The 21,378-nt window shown below is 43.7% G+C and carries 17 protein-coding genes; 8 read left to right on the forward strand and 9 right to left on the reverse strand.

What is annotated here, in order from left to right:
* Positions 1 to 358: 358 nt before the first annotated feature.
* The 4 genes from P7F88_RS08615 to P7F88_RS08630 all read left to right on the forward strand — a co-directional run bounded on the left by P7F88_RS08615 (position 359) and on the right by P7F88_RS08630 (position 5,469).
* The gene (locus P7F88_RS08615; protein WP_277823726.1) at positions 359 to 1,651 is read left to right on the forward strand and encodes an MFS transporter; all 1,293 of its coding nucleotides are present in this window, start codon (positions 359 to 361) and stop codon (positions 1,649 to 1,651) included.
* Positions 1,652 to 1,739: 88 nt separating this feature from the next.
* Positions 1,740 to 2,753 (forward strand): nuclear transport factor 2 family protein, encoded by a 1,014-nt coding sequence (locus P7F88_RS08620; protein WP_277823729.1) that lies wholly within the window; start codon positions 1,740 to 1,742, stop codon positions 2,751 to 2,753.
* Between the two features lie 373 nt (positions 2,754 to 3,126).
* The gene (locus P7F88_RS08625) at positions 3,127 to 4,299 is read left to right on the forward strand and encodes a MerR family transcriptional regulator (RefSeq protein ID WP_277823731.1); all 1,173 of its coding nucleotides are present in this window, start codon (positions 3,127 to 3,129) and stop codon (positions 4,297 to 4,299) included.
* A gap of 135 nt (positions 4,300 to 4,434) precedes the next feature.
* Positions 4,435 to 5,469: a bifunctional transcriptional activator/DNA repair enzyme AdaA gene (locus tag P7F88_RS08630; RefSeq protein ID WP_277823733.1), complete on the forward strand. Its 1,035-nt coding sequence runs from the start codon at positions 4,435 to 4,437 to the stop codon at positions 5,467 to 5,469.
* Between the two features lie 81 nt (positions 5,470 to 5,550).
* Here the strand turns inward: P7F88_RS08630 and P7F88_RS08635 are convergent, their stop codons facing one another.
* The 4 genes from P7F88_RS08635 to P7F88_RS08650 form a co-directional block, all read right to left on the reverse strand.
* Positions 5,551 to 6,147 (reverse strand): fructose PTS transporter subunit IIA, encoded by a 597-nt coding sequence (locus P7F88_RS08635; protein WP_277823735.1) that lies wholly within the window; start codon positions 6,145 to 6,147, stop codon positions 5,551 to 5,553.
* 10 nt (positions 6,148 to 6,157) lie between these two features.
* Entirely contained in the window at positions 6,158 to 7,852 is a 1,695-nt protein-coding gene (locus P7F88_RS08640) for an alpha-amylase family glycosyl hydrolase (protein WP_277824581.1), read from the reverse strand.
* A 15-nt stretch (positions 7,853 to 7,867) separates the two neighbouring features.
* Positions 7,868 to 10,510, reverse strand: a complete 2,643-nt coding sequence (locus P7F88_RS08645; RefSeq protein WP_277823737.1) for a glycoside hydrolase family 38 N-terminal domain-containing protein — start codon at positions 10,508 to 10,510, stop codon at positions 7,868 to 7,870.
* A gap of 68 nt (positions 10,511 to 10,578) precedes the next feature.
* Entirely contained in the window at positions 10,579 to 11,982 is a 1,404-nt protein-coding gene (locus P7F88_RS08650; RefSeq protein WP_277823740.1) for a PTS fructose transporter subunit IIC, read from the reverse strand.
* Between the two features lie 201 nt (positions 11,983 to 12,183).
* Here P7F88_RS08650 and P7F88_RS08655 point away from each other — a divergent pair, with 201 nt between their 5' ends.
* Positions 12,184 to 12,831 (forward strand): MurR/RpiR family transcriptional regulator, encoded by a 648-nt coding sequence (locus P7F88_RS08655; RefSeq protein ID WP_277823742.1) that lies wholly within the window; start codon positions 12,184 to 12,186, stop codon positions 12,829 to 12,831.
* Positions 12,832 to 13,033: 202 nt separating this feature from the next.
* Here the strand turns inward: P7F88_RS08655 and P7F88_RS08660 are convergent, their stop codons facing one another.
* The gene (locus P7F88_RS08660) at positions 13,034 to 14,233 is read right to left on the reverse strand and encodes an anaerobic sulfatase maturase (RefSeq protein WP_277823744.1); all 1,200 of its coding nucleotides are present in this window, start codon (positions 14,231 to 14,233) and stop codon (positions 13,034 to 13,036) included.
* Positions 14,234 to 14,306: 73 nt separating this feature from the next.
* Positions 14,307 to 15,761 (reverse strand): sulfatase-like hydrolase/transferase, encoded by a 1,455-nt coding sequence (locus tag P7F88_RS08665; protein ID WP_277823746.1) that lies wholly within the window; start codon positions 15,759 to 15,761, stop codon positions 14,307 to 14,309.
* A gap of 104 nt (positions 15,762 to 15,865) precedes the next feature.
* Here P7F88_RS08665 and P7F88_RS08670 point away from each other — a divergent pair, with 104 nt between their 5' ends.
* Positions 15,866 to 16,786 (forward strand): LysR family transcriptional regulator, encoded by a 921-nt coding sequence (locus P7F88_RS08670; RefSeq protein ID WP_277823748.1) that lies wholly within the window; start codon positions 15,866 to 15,868, stop codon positions 16,784 to 16,786.
* 114 nt (positions 16,787 to 16,900) lie between these two features.
* Here P7F88_RS08670 and P7F88_RS08675 read toward each other — a convergent pair whose 3' ends face one another.
* The 3 genes from P7F88_RS08675 to P7F88_RS08685 form a co-directional block, all read right to left on the reverse strand.
* Positions 16,901 to 17,608: a hypothetical protein gene (locus P7F88_RS08675; protein WP_422127812.1), complete on the reverse strand. Its 708-nt coding sequence runs from the start codon at positions 17,606 to 17,608 to the stop codon at positions 16,901 to 16,903.
* A gap of 18 nt (positions 17,609 to 17,626) precedes the next feature.
* On the reverse strand, positions 17,627 to 17,770 hold the full coding sequence (locus tag P7F88_RS08680) for a hypothetical protein (protein ID WP_277823752.1): 144 nt from the start codon (positions 17,768 to 17,770) through the stop codon (positions 17,627 to 17,629).
* A 190-nt stretch (positions 17,771 to 17,960) separates the two neighbouring features.
* On the reverse strand, positions 17,961 to 18,818 hold the full coding sequence (locus tag P7F88_RS08685; protein ID WP_277823754.1) for a LysR family transcriptional regulator: 858 nt from the start codon (positions 18,816 to 18,818) through the stop codon (positions 17,961 to 17,963).
* Positions 18,819 to 19,081: 263 nt separating this feature from the next.
* Between P7F88_RS08685 and P7F88_RS08690 the strand changes: the two genes are divergently transcribed.
* On the forward strand, positions 19,082 to 19,864 hold the full coding sequence (locus P7F88_RS08690) for a hypothetical protein (RefSeq protein WP_277823756.1): 783 nt from the start codon (positions 19,082 to 19,084) through the stop codon (positions 19,862 to 19,864).
* 124 nt (positions 19,865 to 19,988) lie between these two features.
* Positions 19,989 to 21,266, forward strand: coding sequence for a DUF1254 domain-containing protein (locus P7F88_RS08695; RefSeq protein ID WP_422127814.1), 1,278 nt, complete (start codon positions 19,989 to 19,991; stop codon positions 21,264 to 21,266).
* The last annotated feature ends 112 nt before the right edge of the window (positions 21,267 to 21,378 follow it).

Genomic DNA, 21,378 nt, shown 5'->3' on the forward strand with positions numbered 1-21,378 from the left:
TTATTTGAAATGCTTTTTATTGATAACTTAAACGTCCTTCCATTGGTCAATTAGGTTACCTTTTAATCAGGCCTCATGATAGTAACCCGTCATTTTATGTGACAATCATCAACATAATCAGCCAGATTATATAATTCACCATTCAATTGAGATCTACGTCACGCATATAAACAAAATGGGTACGCATTCATTTTGAAATTGACATTGATCACGGTTTATCTTCACCGATCACGTTTAGTATAAAAATACACCGAACAAGCAGGACTTCGGTCACACAGACACAAACAGCAAGACAATTATTCGCTGTTTGGTTGAACAACACTTTATCGCTAACGGAATAATAGAGGATTTATCGCTCATGACTAAAAAACACATGAACGAAGTTCCATTGATACAGAGAATCGCAGCTTACCTTGCTATTCTTGTTGGGTACTTTTTTTACTGCTACAACTTTGTAATTATCGATTACGTTCGTCCTTACATCGTTGAAGCCTATGAAGGCATTAGCCTAGCGGACACCGCTCAATTCTATACCTGGCAGTCGGTTGGTGCGCTTATCGGTGCTCTGAGCTGCGCGTGGTTTGCAACAAACTTTGGTAAAAAACCCACTCTTATCGCAATCACGGCTTTGAATGGTGGCGCAACCATCATCAACATGATGTTTACTGATTACACAACATGGGCTCTGATGCGTTTAATCATCGGTATATCTCTTGGTGGTTACTTCACTGTAGCGGTATCGACAATGATCGGCCTGTTCAAACCAAGCGTTCGTGGTAAATTGACTGCTTTTGCATCAAGTATGTTCTCTGTTGCTCTAATGGTAATGGGTGCGTATGCAGCATTTATCTCCAGCATCGACGCTCCATGGCAGAGTATTATGTGGGTTGGTGGTATTCCGCCGCTAGTTGCCGCTGCTGTAATGGTATTCATTCTTCCAAGTGATAAGAAATATATCGCGTACGGAGAAGAAGAAAACCAGGCAACAGAAAATGCGCCAGCGAAGAAAGGCTCTTGGGGTGAAATGCTTTCAGGCCCATACCGCCGTCTGACATTAACCTGTCTTCTACTTGCTGGTCTTAACTTCTACGGCTACCAGTTCTTCGGTGGGTTCGTAACCACTTATCTGAAAGAAGTGCGCCAGTTTGACGGTGCCACAGTAGGTATTATCTTCTCTATCTCTGCGTTTGGTAGCTTATTCGGCGCATGGACCTGGGGTGCTATTGCAGATAAATACGGACGTAAAGTTAACGCATTCGGCTTTATCCTAGCGGGTGTAATGGCGGCTATCTTCTTCGTAGCACCAAGTGATGTAATGATCGGCAGCATCAACATGCTGGCAATCCTTGGCCTTATCTATAACTTTGGTCTTTCTTCAAGTGCTGTATGGGGTGGTTACTTCTCAGAGCTGTTCCCTTCTCACCTAAGAAGCTTCGGTGCAGCGCTATTCCACGGTGGTCGTATTATCGGTATGTGGGCACCAATGGTGTTGGTATTTATCAAAGACCGTACCGACCTTACTACAGCGATGTGGGGCTCACCTATCGTATGGATCATCGCAGGTCTGATTTGGCTATCACTACCTGAAACTTTGAAAACAGGCATATTTGCAAAAAAGTCCGAACAGAAGACTGAGCCTGTAGCTAACTAAATTTAAATAATTACAAAACGTCAGTGCTAACGGCCTGTGAAAGCAGGCCGGATAACAAAACCTAAATCTGAAATCAGGATATTAAAAAATGAGTAAGTACCAGGAAACCAAACGCATCGTTCGTGAATATTTTGATGCGATGGAAAATGCAACACCAGAAACCGTTGCAAATGTACTGAAGGAACGTACTAGTGAAGACTACCTATGGCGTGGTGTTTACCCGTTCCGCGAGCAGCAGGGAGCAGAAGCAGCAGCTGAAACTTTCTGGGCTCCTCTGATGAAATCAATGACTAGCATGCAGCGTCGTCAGGATATCTTCATCGGTGGCACTAATGAAATTAGTGGCGAACAGTGGGTAATGAGCATGGGCCACTTCATGGGTCTTTTCGACGCAGATTGGCTAGGTATTCGCGCAACAGGCAAGATGATGAACATCCGCTATGCAGAGTTTACTTGTGTAGAAAATGGCAAAATTACTAAGACAGGTCTGTTCCTGGATCTTCTGGGCGTAATGAGCCAGGCAGGTTGTTATCCTCTTGCTCCTTCAACTGGTCAGTTCTTTGTATATCCTGGTCCTCGTACTCACGATGGTCTGCTATTTGAAGATGCACCAGAACAAGAAGGTGTTGAAACACTGGCTCTTGTGAACCGTATGGTTGACGATCTTACCGCGCTAAACGAAAGTGGCGCGATGGGTTGTCCTCCCGAAGTACTGGAGAAGACCTGGAAGAAGGACATGATCTGGTACGGACCATGCGGCATCGGTGCTTCTTACACTATCCCACGTTACCAACAGCAGCACCAGCTACCGTTCCGTAACAACCTTAAAGACAAGAAGTTTAACGGCCACGTATGTCGTTTCGCAGAAGGCAACTTCGCTTGTTTCTTCGGATGGCCAAACCTATCGAACACGCCAATTGGTGGCTTCCTTGGCTTGCCTGGTGGTGAAATCCGTGCAGATATGCAGGTTGTGGATGTTTACTGCCGTGAAGGTGACAAGCTAAGTGAAAACTGGGTGCTTATCGATATCCCTTACTGGCTAAAACAGCAAGGTCTGGATGTATTCGAAAGAACTCAACAGATCATGAATCCGTCTCTTTAATTACGTCCCCCCTTTGACGTTTATCCCCAAGCCCTTCTCGTTGGAAGGGCTTTTTACATTCACTTTCCTGAAAAAATGGCAAAAAAATGCGCCTTTGCCATAAATGCCAAAGGCGCCAAATGCCTAACGAAAGTAGAACGAGAATGTATCACTCTATATAAAGCCAATAGTGTGCCAAAAACACGAAAAACCTAAATCATTGATTTATATAAAAAATAAAAATCACCTCTTCGTACAAACTCAAATGCTTGCACTTTTTTAGTGCTTTTGAACTATTTTTGGATGTTAGGGATAGGGTCTGTTGGCCTTGACCTGTCTATAGCTTTACACTTTATGCTTTAACCATCTGAGCAATTTTAAGGGCTTGTTCAATATGTATTTCATTTCAGAACTGGCGGCGAAGGCCGGGATATCTCGCACCACCTTACTCTATTACGAAAAACTAGGGCTAATTCAGGGTAAGCGATTGAGTAACGGCTATCGCCAATACAGCGAACGAGATATGCAGCGCTTGTTCTTGATTCAGCAATTGCAGAGTGCGGGCTTAACCTTAAAAGAGTGCCAAACCTGCCTGGATGCCAAGTTAGATAAAAGTGTGCTCTCTGATCGCCTGGTGCAGTTGAATGAAGAGATTGCACAAAAAATACAGGCTCGAGACCTATTGCTCGGTTTACTTGGTGAGCGCTCACAAAGAGAGATGCACAGCGTTATGAGTGAAAGCGCCCCAGAAGAGCACCTTAACTGGCTTAGCCAGCAAGGATTTGACGAAAAAGAAGCACTAAGAATTAAATGGTTATCTAAAGATATGAATGAACATGACAAATACATGCAAGACTTTATGACTGTATTCGAGACACTTGAGCGCTGGGGGCCAGGTAACGAAGCAGGAACTTTAAAAGCGATTTCACAGCTACCAGAAAATACCCAGACACTACTAGAAATTGGCTGTGGTAAAGGCACATCAACCACACTGCTTGCCGAGCAAACAGAGACGCAGATCACTGCTGTCGATAATGAACCTTCAGCCATTGAGCGACTAAAGCAAAAACTTTCTCACCGAGAGCTAAGTCATAGGGTGACACCCGTTAACGCTTCAATGACTTCACTTCCATTTGAACCGCAAAGCTTCGATGCGCTATGGGCTGAAGGCTGTGTCTACATTATGGGTATGGAAAAGGCGCTCAAAGAATGGAAACCACTCATTAAGGATAGCGGTATTCTTATTGTCAGTGACCTTGTATGGCTAACTGAGACACCAGATCCAGAAGTAGAGCAGTTCTGGCTTTCTGACTACCCAGATATCCAAACCATTTCGACAAGAGAGGCGCAGTTTGCAAAAGCAGGTTATGAGCTAATTTCTCAGTTCTCACTAGGTGTCGATGCCTGGCAAAACTACTGGCTACCACTAGCAGAGAGAGTAAAAGAGCTAGAACCAATCATGCAAGACTCTCAAGCGATCATTGATATCAAACGAGAGATTAGTATTTATGAGAAATCCGCAGCTAAAGATTTCACATATCAATACTTTATATTGAGGAAAAAATAGGGTTTAAAAGGAATAGTAACCGGCAAGAATCGGATGGCATCATCAAGCTTAGTATGGTGAGATAACGGGTGATGAGATCATATATAAACCCGTTAAACACCGAGCGTAAATATGCCAACACTTACTGAAAATAAAATGAGAATTGCGGTAGCTCAAAGAGATAGCGCCTTTGACGGACAGTTTTACTATGGCGTTATCACCACTGGCGTATTTTGTTTGCCTTCCTGCTCGACCAAAGAAGCAAACCCGGAAAATCTGAGGTTTTTCTCTGACATCAAAACCGCAATGCAAGCAGGGTTTCGTCCCTGTAAGCGCTGCAATCCAACGAGACCAAGTCAACGTAGTCGGAAACTCATTGATCTAGCTCGCTATATCGAAAGTCATGCCGAACACAAAATGACACTTGCTCAGTTGGGCGAGATCGCTGGCCTTTCGCCTTCCCGGTTACAACGTTCTTTTAAAGAAATGTTTGGTGTATCGCCTAAGCATTATCAGGATGCAGTGCGTATGGGAAAGTTCAAGCGTTCGTTAAAAGAGGGAGAAGGGGTGACAGACGCTATTTATTCATCAGGTTATGGTTCAATTAGCCGGGTATATGGTGAGGCGAGCCGAAATATAGGTATGACGCCGAAAGCGTACCGAGCTGGCGGTAAAGGAGAAACCATTTATTACGCATGTCGGGAAACTGCGCTGGGCCACATGATAATGGCGGCAACCGATAAAGGGGTATGCTCAGTACAGTTTGGAGACGACAAACAATCCCTGTTCACTCTTCTGGCTAATGAGTTCCCTGAAGCTCAGCTTATACTTTCAGAAGCACAGAACGCACCTGAGCTGGATATCTGGATGGTGGCATTAGATAAGCATATCAGTCAGGGGGCACCAAAGCCCGATGTGCCACTTGATATCAGAGGAACGGCTTTTCAAATCAAAGTGTGGCAATTTCTTTTAAGTATCAAAGAAGGGGAAGTGATGAGCTATGGCGAGGTTGCACAGCATATCGAGAACCCGAAAGCAGTTCGAGCAGTTGGAACCGCTTGTGGTAAAAATCCAATCGGGATTCTTATCCCTTGCCATCGAGTTCTGCGAAGTGATGGTTCTCTAGGCGGCTACCGCTGGGGGTTAGAGCGAAAAAGAACCTTGCTGAATATGGAAAAGACAAGACGATAGCTATTATCGTCAGGTTACGAACTCCACTCAAAATTAAACCTCACAACGCAACATTGTGAGGTTTAACAATAAACCGCTCTACTATAAAAGCATAAACAAGAACGCGGAAACAAGAAGGCCAGCACCCAACACTACAGGGTAAGCGACACGGCTGATATCCTGAGCCATTTCATCTTCCTGATGTACTACTTGCTGTTCAGTGGGCTCACTAGATTCTTCAGGCTCATCCGCCCCAAACAGACGCATAATTTCCTTAGTATCTGCAGCATTCAGTAACGATTCGCGGAAATCATCATCCACCAGCGAAGATGTCAGCGTGGTGAGTAATGTCATATGTGTTGAGCCAGCTTGCGCTGGCGGAATTGCCAGCAGGAATATCATATTGACTGGCTCATCACCATCCAGGCCTTGCCAGGTTAGCTCCTCTTTAACAAAGGCGCAGGCGAAAACAGGCTCAATAACCGCTTCAGACTTACCGTGCGGCACAGCCAGATATTCTCCTAAACACGTTGGGCCTTCTTCTTCGCGTTTCAGCACTGCATCAATAAACATCTGCTTATCGGTAAGTTTTCCACTCAGCTCAAGCTTGTCGACCAGTACATTTATCGCTTCAAGGCGATCCTCAAATACAACATCTTTTAGGATGAGTTGTTCTGAAGTAAGTTGTGCAAGTTTCATATTCGACTCCTTATTCCTGTACTAACCAAACAAACTTATATGGGCTTAAAGTAAATTCACTCTCTAGATTCTCACCGGAAACAAGATCCAGGCCGGACGCAGATAGAGAAACGGTTTGCGGTTTATCGCTAATATTCACCACGTAACGAACTGCGTTATCTCCGTCACCTCTTATCATCCCGAACAGGTTACTTCCCAGTTCCAGTATCTGTTGTGACGATTGTGGCGAAAATGCTTTCTGTTGTTTGCGGATATCCAGAAGATCAATCATCTGGCTGTATACACGCTGTCTTAGCGAACCAACTTCCGCTAGTTCTGCCTCAAGACTATCAAACTTCAGCTTTTCACGATTAATGCGTCGGTTAATACCTGACTCAACCATACTATCAATATCGTTTTCACTTCCCAGTAAACTATGAACATAGATGGCTGGCACCCCGATAAACGATAGCAAAATAGACTGTGCAGCCAGGAACTTCTTCGCCTTAATCTCAGCACTATCATCTGGCTCGCTAATCGCACTCAGGTAGTTGATATTCAACTCATAAGGTGACTGAGTACCATCGCCGTTGTTCTTGTAGTTAACTCTGCCACCTTTACGTTCAACTTCGCGGCACATATCCAAGCGATCGTTATCACTTAGAATACCTTCCGTCGGTCTTACACCGATACCGTCATGGCTCGCAAGGAAGTTAAAGTAAGTGGTCTTTCTTCCTGCGTTCAGGCTTGCCATCGCTTCCCTTGTTAGGCCTTTAGCCCAACCTGTCAGAGTGTCGCTGTTTCCACTCAGGAACGCATGCAGTGTAAGCGGCGGAAGCGGGAACTGATAGACCATATGAGCCTCATCGCCGTTTCCAAAGTAGGAGATATTCTCTTTATGCGGCACATTGGTTTCTGTAATCAGAAGTGTTCCCGGAGCCACCTCATCCAGAATCAATCGCCATAGCTTGATGATCTCATGCGCCTGCTCAAGGTGAATACAGCTTGAGTTCAGTGCTTTCCAGATAAAACCAATCGCATCCAGACGAATTGAACGCCCGCCATTAAAGGCATACATCAAAAGGATATCGATACTCTCTAAAAGCACTTTTGGACTCTTAAAGTTAATATCAATCTGATCTTCAGAGAAGGTTGTCCACACATGAGCCGTATCGCCATTGGCCTTTTTAAACGGCGTTAACAATGGCAGAGCTCGCGGTCTGGTCACGCTTGAGTAATCCTGCTTTGGATCGGCATCAATAAAGTAGTCCTGATACTGCTCATCACCAGCCAGATAACGCTGGAACCAGTCACTGCTCTTTGAGATATGGTTGATCACGCAGTCGTACATCAGGTCAAAGTTCTCAGAAAGAGCGTTCAGCTCTTTCCAGTCACCCAGCTCTGGATTCACCTTGCGGTAGTCAACAACACTGAACCCATCATCCGATGTGTATGGGAACATCGGCAAAATATGAATATTGCTAATAGAATTCTTAAGATACTTATCAGCAAAACACTTCAAGGTATCTAGTGTTTGCACACCTGATTCAGAAATGCTGTCTCCATAGGTGATTAGGTAGGACGTCTGCTCATCTACCCAATCAGAATAGTTTGCCGAGTTTCCTCGCCACTTTGTCATCAACTCAAGAATTGAGCTGGTAATTTCAGAAGCCTGCTCGTCACCATACAGGTACGAAACTTTGCTATAAATCTTGTCACTAATCATCTTCATACCCGTTGCTTAGTTAGCCTTAGTCGTCAGCCTTAAATCGATGCTGTTGTTTGGTCGGATAACAAACGGTTCATCGCTATCTACTGCTGACTCCCGATAATTCACAACCTCTACTTCTTGGAAGTGCGAGAATGCCGATGCATCCAGAGTTATTACTTCGCTGGTTGTATTAAACAGGCGCACTATCACTGCATTCTCTTTGTAGAAAGAGTGGCCGATACTTGAAAGCTCTAGCGGTTGATCAAGTTCAAACAAGCTAAACTGCTGCTGCACCTGTCGTTTCTCAAAGCTAACCTGAAAACGCTCAAGTCGGTTTTCAAAGCTGTTTAACGACTGCTTCTGATAACTGAACGGCTGGTTTAGATAACCTTGCTCTAGTTCACGAACCGTTTTGTGTTCCGCGTTATCTGCAAACGCGATAGAGAAGGCAAACGTCATCTCCGACTGAAGCTGCGCGTCTGGCGTATAAACCACAGTGTTATTGATGCCGGATGCACGTCCCGGACGCCAATGCAGATCGTCCTTACCCAAAACTCCAGTGGATTTAAACAGCGTGATCGCAATCTGGTCGCTCGATTCGCCTTTCAGAATCTGGAACTCTTTTAGCCCCCTACCCTGAACGATCATCGCTTTCTCAGCATCTTTGATCGCTACTGAGCCATCAGTCGTTTCAATATCAATCGGGCACTCGCGGAACTTGTCTCTCCAACCGGTGACATCTACAGAAACAGGTCGCTCCATCAAGGCAAATGGCTGAGTCGCAATCGAGGTATCCGTTGTAATATCAGAGTTCAGAATAACCCGAACACGATGATCTTTAATCTGGTTGATAGTACGAACATCAACCTTCAACTGAGGCAGACCTTTAGTCAGTGTTAAGTCGATATCAAAGCTTGCGGTACCAGATGCTTTGTTTTGTTTGCGTTCATCCAAATCTAAAGGCACGTTCAGCTCAGCGCGGATAGAAAGAATCTGTTCTGTTTCGCCGTGACGCGTCGCTGTCCACTCTAGCTTCTGAGAGTAAAGCGGAGAATCGCCTCTTAATGGTGAGAAGTCATAAGAGTCACCATCATCTGCCTGCTCTTCAAAGCGAATCAGCTGAGCAATATGGCGTCCGCTCGATTTGTGGTGCAGATAAAGTTCACCTTCTTCCAGCGCTACTTGAAGATCTTCATTGTGAATCACTGGCAAAGTTGAATCTTTTACTAAACGGCGTGGAGTTACACTCTCCGAAGGATCTAGCTCAGTGACTTCAAGCACCTTGAATCCCATAGAAGGCAGATCGTTAACGCTTACATTCAGTTCAATTCGGTAGTACGGAGGAACTGGTACTTCTTTCTCTCCATCCTTTGTTACCTCGATGACTTTTCCGCCATCCAGTTCTTCGTAACTCAAAATTTCAGCTGGAAGAACAGCACCATTATCTTTCAGAACGACATCTAAAGATTTGGAGAATAACGTAACTTTAGCAATGCCGCTATACGGTTTGATCTGGCCATTGAACAGCAACACATTGTTGTCTTCATAACTATCGGCAAGCTCTTTGATAACCAGATTGAACAGGCCATGACAGATCTCTTCCGCCTGCTTAAGACGATGCATAATGTCAGCGTTAGTTGCATCACTATTGCAACCACCCATGCTGTCATGAGCGTGACATTCAAGGATCTTCTTCCAGGCGATATCAACCAGTTCCGTCTGAACCGTTATACCCTGAGCTTTAGCGATAGCGATTACCACTTCAAGCTTCTTCAACAGGAACTGTTCAATTTCAAAGTTCAGTTTTTTAATATCGTAGCGAACCGAACCAATGGTCTTATGGATGCGTGTGTAGCGAGGTGCTTTGAATTCACCAACGTAGGTTTCAAATTCATCAGAGTTGCTTCGCATGTGTTCAGCAAAGCTCTCCATTGAAGAGATTGAATAGACATCTTCCGCTGAACGTTCAGTAGCAATAGCAAGCGTTTCAGGCAGGCGTGGATCAATATTTACCTGATCACCACCCGATGGAATCAACACCTCATCAAGGCCAGACAATTGTTTGATCTTCTCCACCATCGGGAAGATTTTTTTATCAAGATGAGCATCATCAGGAACGATGTTCTTAGCCGCACCATAACCGTGAACTAGGTTGTAAGCGTAGATGGTGTCACCACCAGCAGACTGCCAGAAAAAGTTCGATTTCTCGATCTGAGAATCGTAGTCCACGCCGCGCCAGAATACGATGTTATCGATACCCATACCTTTGAAGATAGTTGGCATCTGCGCGTTATGACCAAAGGTATCCGGCAGATAACCAACCATCATACTATGACCCAGCTCTTCGGCGATATGCATACCGTATTTCAGGTTGCGGATAATGGATTCTGCCGCGACGTTGTATGTATCTGTCTGGGTATACCATGGGCCGATAAACAGCTTCTTTTCAGAAACCAATTTCGCCATACGCTCACGCATATGCGGCAACACCTTAAGATAGTCCTCGACTATCGAGCTCTGACCATCCAGGTGGTAACAGCTGTATTCTTTAACGTTTTCTAGTGTTTCGATAACTTTTGTAAAGTTGTAAGTTGCGAGGACGTCACTGTCTTGTTGCGTAAAATACCACTCACGATCCCAGTGAGTATGCGGAACTACATGAACCTTAGTCATGGCACGCTCTCTTAATAATCTATTTTGAAGGAAGTGCCGGGCGGGGGAATTCGCCCGGCTTTTTGTTGTTAAGCTTTGCTTGATTCAGGCTTGGTACACAGCAGAAGTGCTGCTGCAATAAACCCGGAACCAACAAGGACCGAAATGGTGTAGCTCACCGGATCCGATGACAGGAACCAACCCCATACCGCAGGAAGTGGCAGGCTCTGGTATACGTTAAGTACGACTGCTAGCTGAGTACCGATGATAGAACCAAGAATCATGATAGGAATCATCTTTGGGTTCTTAAGGATGAACGGAATTGCACCTTCAGAGATACCAATCATGCCAAGCATCAGAGAAGTTTTACCGATTGTTTGCTCTTCACGAGAAAAGACACGGCGACGGAATTTACCATCAAGGAATGCAGCGAGGCCAACACCAATAGGTGGAATGACAATACCCAGCTCACGAGCAATAAGGTCAAAGCCATCGCCCATGCCGTTTAAACCAAGCGCTACTGAACCCGCCGCTTTATTAATTGGACCACCAAGGTCAAAGGCTGTGCCCGCCGCGATTACCATAGAATAAACACCACGACCTGCATCACCAGCTTCAGTAAACAGGTTAATCATGGCGATGTTTACCGCACCGAAGAATGGATTAATCACATACTCCATTGCCAGCACCATAATTACACCCGTTACCGCAGGCACTAGCAACATCGTCTTGAGTGTCGTCAGTTCTTGCTTAACCTTAATGGTGTCATTCAGGTAACGTACGAGGTAACCGACAAGGAAACCTATCGCAATAGCACCGAAGAAACCGGAAGGAGCCCAGCCTTCAAGGTCGAAGAAGCGCTTGTAAACCTCATCACTCATTATTCCGCCAATAAAGGCAGGAACCAGAGCAGGTTTACCGGCAATAGAGTAAGCAAGATACGCCGCAAATATTGGGTACATAAACTTGATAGTCATAAAACCAAGCTTATCGAGGGTCTGAATTGGCGTTCCGGAGATATCAATGAACTCACCGGTAATCTTGGCAACAGCCATCAGCAATCCGCCCAGTACTACCACCGGAAGCATATAGCTGATACCTGTCATGATATGACCGATGGCTACCTGATACGCAGAGCGTTTCTCTTCCACAATATTCTCTGACGCATCTGACTTTTCTTTACCTCTGCTGAACACAGTAGGCAATAGATCATTGAAGTTTTTGATCAGTTCCTGAGTGCGCACTTTTACCGGATTGGCGTTGTCAAAACGTTCCATGTCCATGATTGGAACGTCAATCGCCAGTACGACGCCATCTGCAGTAGCAATATCCTGAGCAGTAAGGCGGTTCTTCACGCCATCACTACCTTGCGTCTCTACTTTAACTTCATAGTTGTTCTGTTCAGCCCAACTCTGAATTTTTTTGGCAGCCATAAATGTATGTGCAATGCCTGTAGGACAGGCGGTTACAGCAACCAGTTTTTTCTTCGTCATGGAAATCTACCTGTTTATTAGTTCTGACGACAGTATATTCAGGTGATTTATCCCTCGGTACTGTTTCATGGTACAACTTACGTATCACGATACATATGTGACATGCATCAAAGATTTAAGTTGCGTTTTAAAGCGTAATAGATGGGCTTATTTAGTCATTCCTTGAATGCCCAAAACCCACTTTAAATACTAGTAGAATCGATGAATACATTCCGTGGCATAGAGCGCAACATATACGAGTTTCTGATCAGTCATGCCAGTGATTTACCAGAGATATCAGCAAAGACAATCGCTAACGAAGCATTGACCACAACAACATCGGTCAACCGGGTGTGTAAAAAGATGGGCTATGCTAGCTATACCGAGCTCAGATACAGGCTTGCAGAAGATCTAAATAAAACGGCAGACGTTGCGAATACCAACACTGACAATACTCAACGGATAAAGGATGTCGCTAAAACACTGAAATCTTCACCAGTGGTTTATCTGTATTCCAGAGGAGCTTCGATTGTCAGTATTAACTACCTTTCAAGGTTCTTATCACTCGCAAACATCCCTCACCTTGTGATCACCGATATTCATCAATTAACTTGTGCAAATACAGGGACGGTGTTGTTGGTAAGCAAATCAGGCGAAACAAAAGCCGTTGTAGAGATGGCTCAGAACGCTAAGAGGAAGGGACTTAAAGTGCTGGCAGTAAGCTATCAAAGTTCTACACTCGATCAAATAAGCCATATTAATATCGCCCTTGACCAGCAGGTTGATGGCATCTCTCTTTACCATCGAGAATCTCAAATTCAGATCCTTGAGCTGGTCGATTTGATTGGGAAAGCTTTGCTGGAGTTCTGAACCTCGTAACTATTGAAAGCCGCCAGTTAAACTGAGTTCCTGTAGTCCTTAGAAGTCTGAGATAAATCGATAAGGCGAATTACGCACAATGTACCACTACACAAATTACGCAACAAAGATGTCATTAGCGAAGGAGCATGACGGGATAAGTTCTACGTATATTGTCAAGCCCTTCAATCTGGTGCGATAACTATTTTCAATTTTAAATAAACATCACTTCCGCGGGTGAGCGCCCACGAAACCATAAATCACACATCACTTTCATTTTGGCTTCGGATTGCTTAAAAAAGTGCTCATAGCCCTCACACAAATAGTTATGGGGCAGATCATTCGCTTGCGAGACAAACCGTTGCTTTGGACAGCCACCGTGGCACAGTTTCACATAGCGACACTGTTTGCACTTATTATTGAGTTCTTTTTTCTTGATTCCAAACTCGTAGTTTTGAGTACTAAAGTTCATCTCATTGATGCTTGTGGAATGAATATTCCCTAATTTAAATTCAGGGTAAACATAATGGTCGCAATTATAAACGTCACCATTGGCTTCCATAGCAAATGCACTCCCGCAACGCTCTGCCATAGTACACATGTTTCCTTGCTCGCCCGCCCAGCCCGCAAGTGTATTGTCAAAATAAGGGACGAATATCTGACCTACATCTTTCTTTACCCAATACTCAAATATCGTCGCAAGAAATTGTCCAAATTTAAGCGATGGAACGCTCCATTCTGTTACTTGAGCAAGGCTGTTGTGTTCAGGGCTAATTAAATAGATACCTTCTGCCGTAGGCTGAACAGCGCTTCTCTCTACCAAAGGAATATATTGATGGAACTGGCTTCCAAGTAATTTAAGATGTGAATATACTTCAAGTGCGTAATCCACATTATGACTGCCCACTACGGTTAACGTATTAAATTCAATTTGATAAGTACGAAGCATTTCAATTGCGCTTTTCACCTTTTGATATGAACCCTTTCCAGAACGGTTTGTTCGATATTTATCATGTAGATGTTCAGGACCATCAATAGAGATTCCAATCAGAAAATTGTTCTCTTTAAAAAGCTTGCACCACTCATCATTCAACAGTAATCCATTGGTTTGCAGCGTGTTTTCGATAGATTTTCCATTTGCGTATTTCTTTTGTAGTTGCAACGCTCGTTTAAAAAATCCAACCCCCATCATCAAAGGCTCACCACCTTGCCATGCGAAAGTAACTTGGTTGGTGTGTTGAGCTTCAATATGCTGCTTGATATAAACCTCTAAGGTTTTATCTGCCATTTTCCAATTATCATTTCTTTCAGGATAAAGCTTGTCTTTTTCTAGGTAAAAACAGTAATCACAATCCAAGTTGCAAACTGAACCTGTTGGCTTACTCATTACATGGACTGATTTCGAAACTTCCATAGAAATATCCTCTCATAAAGCAGGCGGAAACTTACTCAACCTGCTTTTTCATAACAACTAACTCAATGACTGGCTATTTTTCTGCTTTACGATAACCATCTGGTATGTAGTGACTAAAGTCTTCACCTTTACACTCAGGAACGTAACCCTTTGGTGCTGGAAATGGGATAGTGTCACAACTAGAAGCTAAGCTTTGCTGCACTGCCACATTACGCTTGATTACTGTTGGGAAAATCCTCACTCCATCATCACGCAGGTCATACATCTCCTGTGGATCACTCGACAAATCATAAATCGCAGGAATCTGTCTTTTAACGGGTGCTTCCGGCATGATGTCCTGCTCGTAGAAGTGTAGTTTCCAATCATTCCATTTGTAAGCCTGAATTATTTGACCATTGCTAATATAGAAACCATCACGGTTTGATTGCTCCATGTCACCTTTGATGAACTCCCATTGGCTAATACCATCGATGTGGCGATCTGTCGGCATCTCGTAACCCACTAAGTCTCCGATTGTTGGCATAATATCCACGACATGTACAATTTCATTGCTGACATTCTTTTCTTTAATAATACCTGGCATTGAAGCGATAAATGGAACACGGATAGAGCCTTCAAGTGCAGTGAAGTAATTACCTCTCCATGGTGCTGCAATACCGTGATGTGGGTAGTGCCACTCAGGACCATTATCTGATAACCACACTATTAGTGTATTTTCGCGTGCTCCAGCTTCAGTAATTGTGTCTATGATTTGGCCCGCACGATAATCGAGCTCATGCAGTACATCGGCATAATCCCCTTTACCCGTTACACCAATAAAATCAGGGTGCGGTATGGTGGGTAGATGCGGTTGAGTAAACGATACGAACGTAAAAAATGGGCTACCTTGTTCTAACTGCTCATTAATGTAGGTGATGGCTCGGTCTGTGATTTCAGCATCGATTGTACGTCGAGTCTCAAGGTTAAAATCTTTCACATCTTCAATTTTGCCATTGATGGTATCTTGGATTTGTGGAACAACACCATCTTCAGCTTCAAAATGCAATTGCGATGAATAGACTGACTCATCAGAAGTATTGAGTACCCCATAAAAATCATCGAACCCTTGATCAAGAGGTGTTCTGCCTTCCGTATCACCTAGGTGCCATTTGCCATACATCGCTGTGTTGTAGCCTTTTTCCTTAAACTTGTTTGCCATAGTTACTTCCCAATTCACCATGCCATACTCCATGCCCCATACCACTTCTGTGGTTGCGGTTCTTAGTGGCCTTCGGCCTGTCATAAACGCTGAGCGTGTAGGTGTACATTGTGGCTCAACGTTAAAATTCGTTAACCGAATCCCTTCTTCTGCCAGCTTATCTAAGTTTGGTGTAGCGACACCGCGAGTGCTTCCGTACGATTGAAGCTCACCAAAACCCAAATTGTCCACCATCATGACAACGACATTTGGTTGCTGTTGAGCAGCAACAGATAATGATGGCAACATCAGGCCAGCGAGTGCGCTTGCGAATACTTTTCTTTTTTGCATGGTTCTCAACCCCAAAATAAGTGATCGTCGATTTATCTTCTGCTTGGAAATATAAAACAGTTGAATATAATTAGAAGTGATTAGTTTTTATAAAGGAGATAACCATGAGGAATAGCGATTTATCTAAGCTAAGGGAGTTTGATTTTAACTTACTGAAAACCCTGCTGGTTATTCTTGAACAAAAGCATATTTCAAAAAGTGCGGAATTGTTGTTTATTACGCAACCGGCTGTAAGTAAACAGCTATCAAAGTTAAGAGAAATGTTTGATGACCCACTTTTAGTTAGAGTCGGCAACCAACAAATACTCACACCTAAAGCCACTCGCATTCATTCGCAAGTTGAGTTCCTCTGTCAGCAGTTTCTAGATCTTGTGTCACCTGAAACTTTGAACCTAGCAGAAGTGACTCAATCCGTTTCAGTGATGCATTCTGATTATGGTAGCCCCAAGTGGATGACGCGTGTAATTAACGAAATTTCTAATCAAGCACCAAATGTCACCATAACTTGCCAAAATTGGAGTGAAGAGAATATTTATAAACTGATTTCTGGTGAGATTAATTTTGCCTTAGGTCGATTGCCAAATCATTTGCAACATTACGAGATGGAATCACTAGGCACAATTTCAAGTGCACTAATCGCCAGAAAAGACCATCCTATTTTTAGTAATTACGACTCTTTAGAAAAGATGATTCCCAACTACCCTATTGTTCAAATCAGGGGATCTGACGCTTACCAAACCATCTACAACGACTTGGTACGTGACTGCACTGTTTTACTCGAAGAAGCAACACTCTGGCTAGCATTAGAAACCATTAAGTCAACAAACGCATTTTTGATTGGCCCAAGTAAGTTTATTGATGAAGTAGAGGATAAACACCTATACCAGAGCGTTGAACTTCCGATGTTAAAGCCCCTTCCCATCGCCGTATGTTGGACTGCGGGCTTAACTAACGATCTCTTTTTTAACTGGGTTAAGGAAAAGATTATTGGCGTAGGTCGAGAGGCTACTGAACAAAAGAATTAAAATCTTATTTCATCAATACCTAAACTGCCTAGCACCACTGGGGAAGCAGCGGAAGCTGGAACTGATAAACCATATGAGCCTCGGTGCAACTCTATATTCATAGAGTTGCGCATTTTAAAACTGCATGTTTATTTCTATTCGAAAGTCCGTACCTGTGTTAGTTTCCCCCCAATTCCAAAAGGCACGTACATTTTGTTTCGCGTTGAATTGATAACCTATAGATGCTTCGTTAAGAAAACCAAATGCATTCTCAAAATCATCATTCCCACCTAACTGAGTGGTGTACATGGGGTTGTAGTTCATCCAGATTTTGTCAGTAAGCTCTACTTTACTGTACATTCCTACCAACCCGAACGATGCCGGTACTGTGTACCCCTGATCATCTTGTACCGTTACCCCTAGGCCTCCGAGAGGATATAGCTGGACACGTCCAAACTTTGGCAGAGCCTGAATAATCGAATAACTGGCGCTACCAATATCTTTATCAAAGTTCCAATCAAGGTCAATCTGCGCCCCTTGCCCGCTGGTAATATCGACATTGAAATGTCGGTAACGAAGAGAGTCCAATGAATCATCAGCATCTGCATTAGTGCCTAATGAACCTGCCCACCCTTTTAGCTCTAGAATGTGCTGGGCCATGGTATTCTCATCGCCAGTATCGTACGCCTGCCCTAGCTTTAAGTTCATCCCTTTTTGAGTCCACCCTAAACCTGCCTGAGAGTATACTGCTAGTGGGTCACTCATATCTTGAACTTCCGTAGATTGGGCATACGCCAGGCTAGTCACAGTCGCCCCCAATAGGAGATGAGGAAGAATAGTCATAAATTTCATACTCACTCCTTAAAACAGCGCCCCTTGATGAAGCGCTGTTTTTATAAATGAGTGGTCGTGGTCGCCATGAGTAAACCGTTCAGAAGTATTATGTGAGTGTGCCGCTGCTCCAAAAGAAACAACTATAGAGAGTGCAAGGATAGATTTTTTCATAGTGAAACCCTTTGTTAATTCGAATGATGTAACGATATTTGGGCTTCCGTGCCATCAAGTTGTCAGGTCCATTGCCTGTGTCGATAGCACTTATAATAGGGCGAGCAGAGTTGTCTAACTATTGGTTCACATCTATGGAATACATAGTTTTTATCTATGTGATAAAAAGGAGGCTTTATACGCTAAATACTTATAATCTTCGTAATTGAGCATCAGCCAGCATTTGGCAAAGGGAATCTTTTACTCGCTCCCTGACAAGCATATGAGCTTTGTTTGCGACATTTTTTCGGTGGTAAATTAGCTTCATTTCATAGGGGCGAAGTGGAAATGGGGATGGTAAGATTTTTAAGTCCAGCTCAGTTGCTAAACCGAACATACTTTCTGCGACGATACATATCGCATCAGAGTTGCGAACACTATATAAAAGGTTTGAAGGTCCGCTCACCTCTCGAACGATATTACGCTCTATTTTTTCTTCTGTGCGCGTCTCTAAAGCACCAACGTTTTTGTCTTTGAGGCGCAGCATAACGTGTTGTGCTTTTTGGAACTGCTCTATGCTTAACGACTCCCCGATAAATGGATGGTCTTTACGGCAAGCAAACGCTATGTTGAGCTGGCCTATATTTTCCGTAGCAAAAGTATGATCAGACACCGTAATATCATCTACGATCATATCTATTTCACCCGTTCGTAATTTGTCCAAAGAACCGTATTCCATTGCCGGACTCTCAAGCAACAAGGCTTCATCCATGTTTGGAATAGACTGTAATACAACTTCTGGCGCACTTACGATCATTCGGCGAGAAGTGGTTAGTGCAGTGTTTAACTGTTCTAAAATTGGTCGAACCTGGCTTGCAAGCATGTGTGCCGCCTCAGTCGGTTCAATACTCCTGCCGTGTTTGTTAAACAGGGGCTGTCCGTAACTATCTTCAAATTTCTTTATGGCACTGCTCATGGAGGGTTGAGTTATATCCATATGATCAGCAGCCTTAGTGATGCTGCCAAAGTCATAGACTAGGAGAAAGTGTTTGATGAAGTTCAGATTCATATTAGTCCTGTTGAAGAATTTGATAACGCGTATCCATATCATCCAAAGTCTTGTTATCAATATACAAAAGTTTACCAATGTATTGATAAATATGCCTATAGTCAGTCACTAAAATGTGAAATTTGTTTAATACCTCCCTCTATTAATTATCCTAATAGAGGCTATAGAACATCTGATCTCCCTTTTTCTTTATATTGTCCAGGAACACTTAGCAACACTGTTAAGCAAGCGTCGAACCTTAAATTCAATATAAAGATAAAAAGATGACTCATACCCAAATACCACTTCGCTGGCTATTTATACCGGTGACATTAAGTCTCCCTGCGATTGCAGAAGAGAGCGACGTGCAAGATATGTCCGATCCGTTAGCTATCTACACACAAGTCGGCGCTGGAGTAACAAACAAAGGACTAAATCTTAAAATCGGTAAAACTTATAGCACCGGTGTTGAAGATTCTGCTGGTATGAATTTTATCGAACTGAAAGGGATAGCTGGTGAATCCCTTGGCTGGCACGAAAATCAAGAAGAACGAAACGACAGCATAGATTCATTGCGATTTAGAAACTTCACTGCGAATCTAAAAAATGGTCGTGGTGCGCAAATCGATATTCAATACGATCTCAATAGTGAATTTGGTCTGGCATCTTATAGCGTCATTCAAGCATTACCAAAGTTCGGTCCTATTATTTTCTTCCCACTTCTAGGTGCTGGTGCTGCCTTTGGTAATAACGTTGTTGGAGATGACGGCCATCAGGTTAGCGGTTATTCAGTACCGGGAACCTTTGCTGTAGCGGGAACCTATACCAAGGTAGCGGTCACAGACAAAGTCTGGATTAACTACAACCCCATGTGGATGAAAACACTCTCCGGCTCCGAAACATACAAAGATCACGGCTTCGAGAATCATGAAAGTACCTTTACACATGAAGTCGCTGTTTCTTACCAGGTTTCTCCTCGGTTCAATGTCCGTTATTTCTCTAATTGGAGCGAGCACACCCGTTTCTCCGATGGAGATCATCGAATTGAGTTCAACTATCAACTGTAAACATACTCCCAACTAAAAGGCCCGACTTATGAACAAGCGATTATTGTCTTTAGTCCTGTCTGGTATTGTAATTTGTGCACCCGCTATTGCCCAAAACCAGACCGAGCAAACAGTACCATTGCAAATGGCGACCCAAACTCAGGCGGAAAGCGACAAAGAGTCTCTAGCTCAGCTTGCCTATGAATACGCTTATAGCATTGATGAAGCATACAAATATTTTTACGAAACCGTCGTTAAAGCTGATTATCCATTGAACCAGTTCCAGAACATCAGGAAGCTTGCAGACGATACGTACACAGCCCACCCTTCAATCAACAACGATACTCTGCACTTGATGGGGTGGATGGATCTTGCTGCTGAGCCGGTAATTGTGACGATTCCCGATCATGATGAAGGCCGATACTGGCTATTCCATACAATGAACATGCAACACTTTACTGACTCTGCATTTGGCTCGCCAGATCGTGGATCTAAAGGTGGTATGTTTATGTACGCTGTTGAGGGCTGGGAGGGAGAAGTTCCCGAGAGCGTTGACGAGGTCATATACGTAGAGCATCCCCTTGTAAAAATGATGGGACGAATCATGGATCTTGGCGGTGATGATTCAGCTCAAGCTCAGAAATTAATGGATCAATGGAACATAAGAACCCTATCAGAATTCCTTGGACAAAAAGGCCCTGAACCTGTTGTGCGTCATTATCCAGATCCTAAGCTCACAAACTGGGTAGAACGTACTAACTTCGTTCTAGAAGAGGGGACTATGTATAAGCATGACGCTGAGTTATTAGCCCAGTTTGAAGCCGTAAAACTTGGATACCCTTCTGGTACGCTATTTGTTCCTGAAGAGCTTGACCTGATCGAGTTAGGTAAGAAAAAAGGGCTGGAGCGTATTGTAAATGCTGGATTCGATGACTCCAGAGATGTGCTCGGTACACGAGAACAAATGACGAAAGTACCTAGCTATCAACATGCCTACGGGACGCTTATGGGTCAGTGGGGACTTCCGGCTGAGCACACCATGTATGCAGGCGATTTTTTTGACTCAGAAGGAGAGCCTTTAGATGGAAGCAAATATGACTACACCGTTACGTTTAAGGCTCCAGATATTAACGACGGCGGATTCTGGTCTTACACGGCATACAGCGCAGAAACCAGATTGATGGAACACAACGACCTGAATCGTCACTCACGAGGTGATCGTACGTTGAAACCAAACGCTGACGGAACCTACACCATCTATATGAGTTCGGACACTGAAGGTCAGGAAGACAACCCTAACTTTCTTCCTATTCCAAACGATGGCTGGTACTCAATTCTTAGAATGTACACACCAGGAAAGGCAGTCAGAGCTGACCAATGGAAAGCAACACCATTCACCAAGGTAAAAAAATCAGATTCTTAACTCTGGTAGCGGGTCTCATTGACCCGCTTATCCCAAAGTACTATTTACAGTAGCCTGACATATCGGTTTAAAATTCTTTGATAAGGTTAATTAACAACCGCTTTTTGTTTGT

Origin of the sequence: Vibrio hannami, assembly GCF_029589055.1 — a bacterium.
Classification (GTDB): domain Bacteria; phylum Pseudomonadota; class Gammaproteobacteria; order Enterobacterales; family Vibrionaceae; genus Vibrio; species Vibrio hannami.

Bases quoted from the DNA above. Each gene is read 5' to 3' on its own strand.
- P7F88_RS08620 (WP_277823729.1), top strand. From the start codon at position 1,740: ATGAGTAAGTACCAGGAAACCAAACGCATCGTTCGTGAATATTTTGAT.
- P7F88_RS08630 (WP_277823733.1), top strand. From the start codon at position 4,435: ATGAGAATTGCGGTAGCTCAAAGAGATAGCGCCTTTGACGGACAGTTT.
- P7F88_RS08690 (WP_277823756.1), top strand. From the start codon at position 19,082: ATGACTCATACCCAAATACCACTTCGCTGGCTATTTATACCGGTGACA.
- P7F88_RS08655 (WP_277823742.1), top strand. From the start codon at position 12,184: ATGAATACATTCCGTGGCATAGAGCGCAACATATACGAGTTTCTGATC.
- P7F88_RS08675 (WP_422127812.1), bottom strand. From the start codon at position 17,608: ATGACTATTCTTCCTCATCTCCTATTGGGGGCGACTGTGACTAGCCTG.
- P7F88_RS08685 (WP_277823754.1), bottom strand. From the start codon at position 18,818: ATGAATCTGAACTTCATCAAACACTTTCTCCTAGTCTATGACTTTGGC.
- P7F88_RS08680 (WP_277823752.1), bottom strand. From the start codon at position 17,770: ATGAAAAAATCTATCCTTGCACTCTCTATAGTTGTTTCTTTTGGAGCA.
- P7F88_RS08665 (WP_277823746.1), bottom strand. From the start codon at position 15,761: ATGCAAAAAAGAAAAGTATTCGCAAGCGCACTCGCTGGCCTGATGTTG.
- P7F88_RS08635 (WP_277823735.1), bottom strand. From the start codon at position 6,147: ATGAAACTTGCACAACTTACTTCAGAACAACTCATCCTAAAAGATGTT.
- P7F88_RS08650 (WP_277823740.1), bottom strand. From the start codon at position 11,982: ATGACGAAGAAAAAACTGGTTGCTGTAACCGCCTGTCCTACAGGCATT.
- P7F88_RS08695 (WP_422127814.1), top strand. From the start codon at position 19,989: ATGGCGACCCAAACTCAGGCGGAAAGCGACAAAGAGTCTCTAGCTCAG.
- P7F88_RS08615 (WP_277823726.1), top strand. From the start codon at position 359: ATGACTAAAAAACACATGAACGAAGTTCCATTGATACAGAGAATCGCA.
- P7F88_RS08625 (WP_277823731.1), top strand. From the start codon at position 3,127: ATGTATTTCATTTCAGAACTGGCGGCGAAGGCCGGGATATCTCGCACC.
- P7F88_RS08640 (WP_277824581.1), bottom strand. From the start codon at position 7,852: ATGATTAGTGACAAGATTTATAGCAAAGTTTCGTACCTGTATGGTGAC.
- P7F88_RS08660 (WP_277823744.1), bottom strand. From the start codon at position 14,233: ATGGAAGTTTCGAAATCAGTCCATGTAATGAGTAAGCCAACAGGTTCA.
- P7F88_RS08670 (WP_277823748.1), top strand. From the start codon at position 15,866: ATGAGGAATAGCGATTTATCTAAGCTAAGGGAGTTTGATTTTAACTTA.
- P7F88_RS08645 (WP_277823737.1), bottom strand. From the start codon at position 10,510: ATGACTAAGGTTCATGTAGTTCCGCATACTCACTGGGATCGTGAGTGG.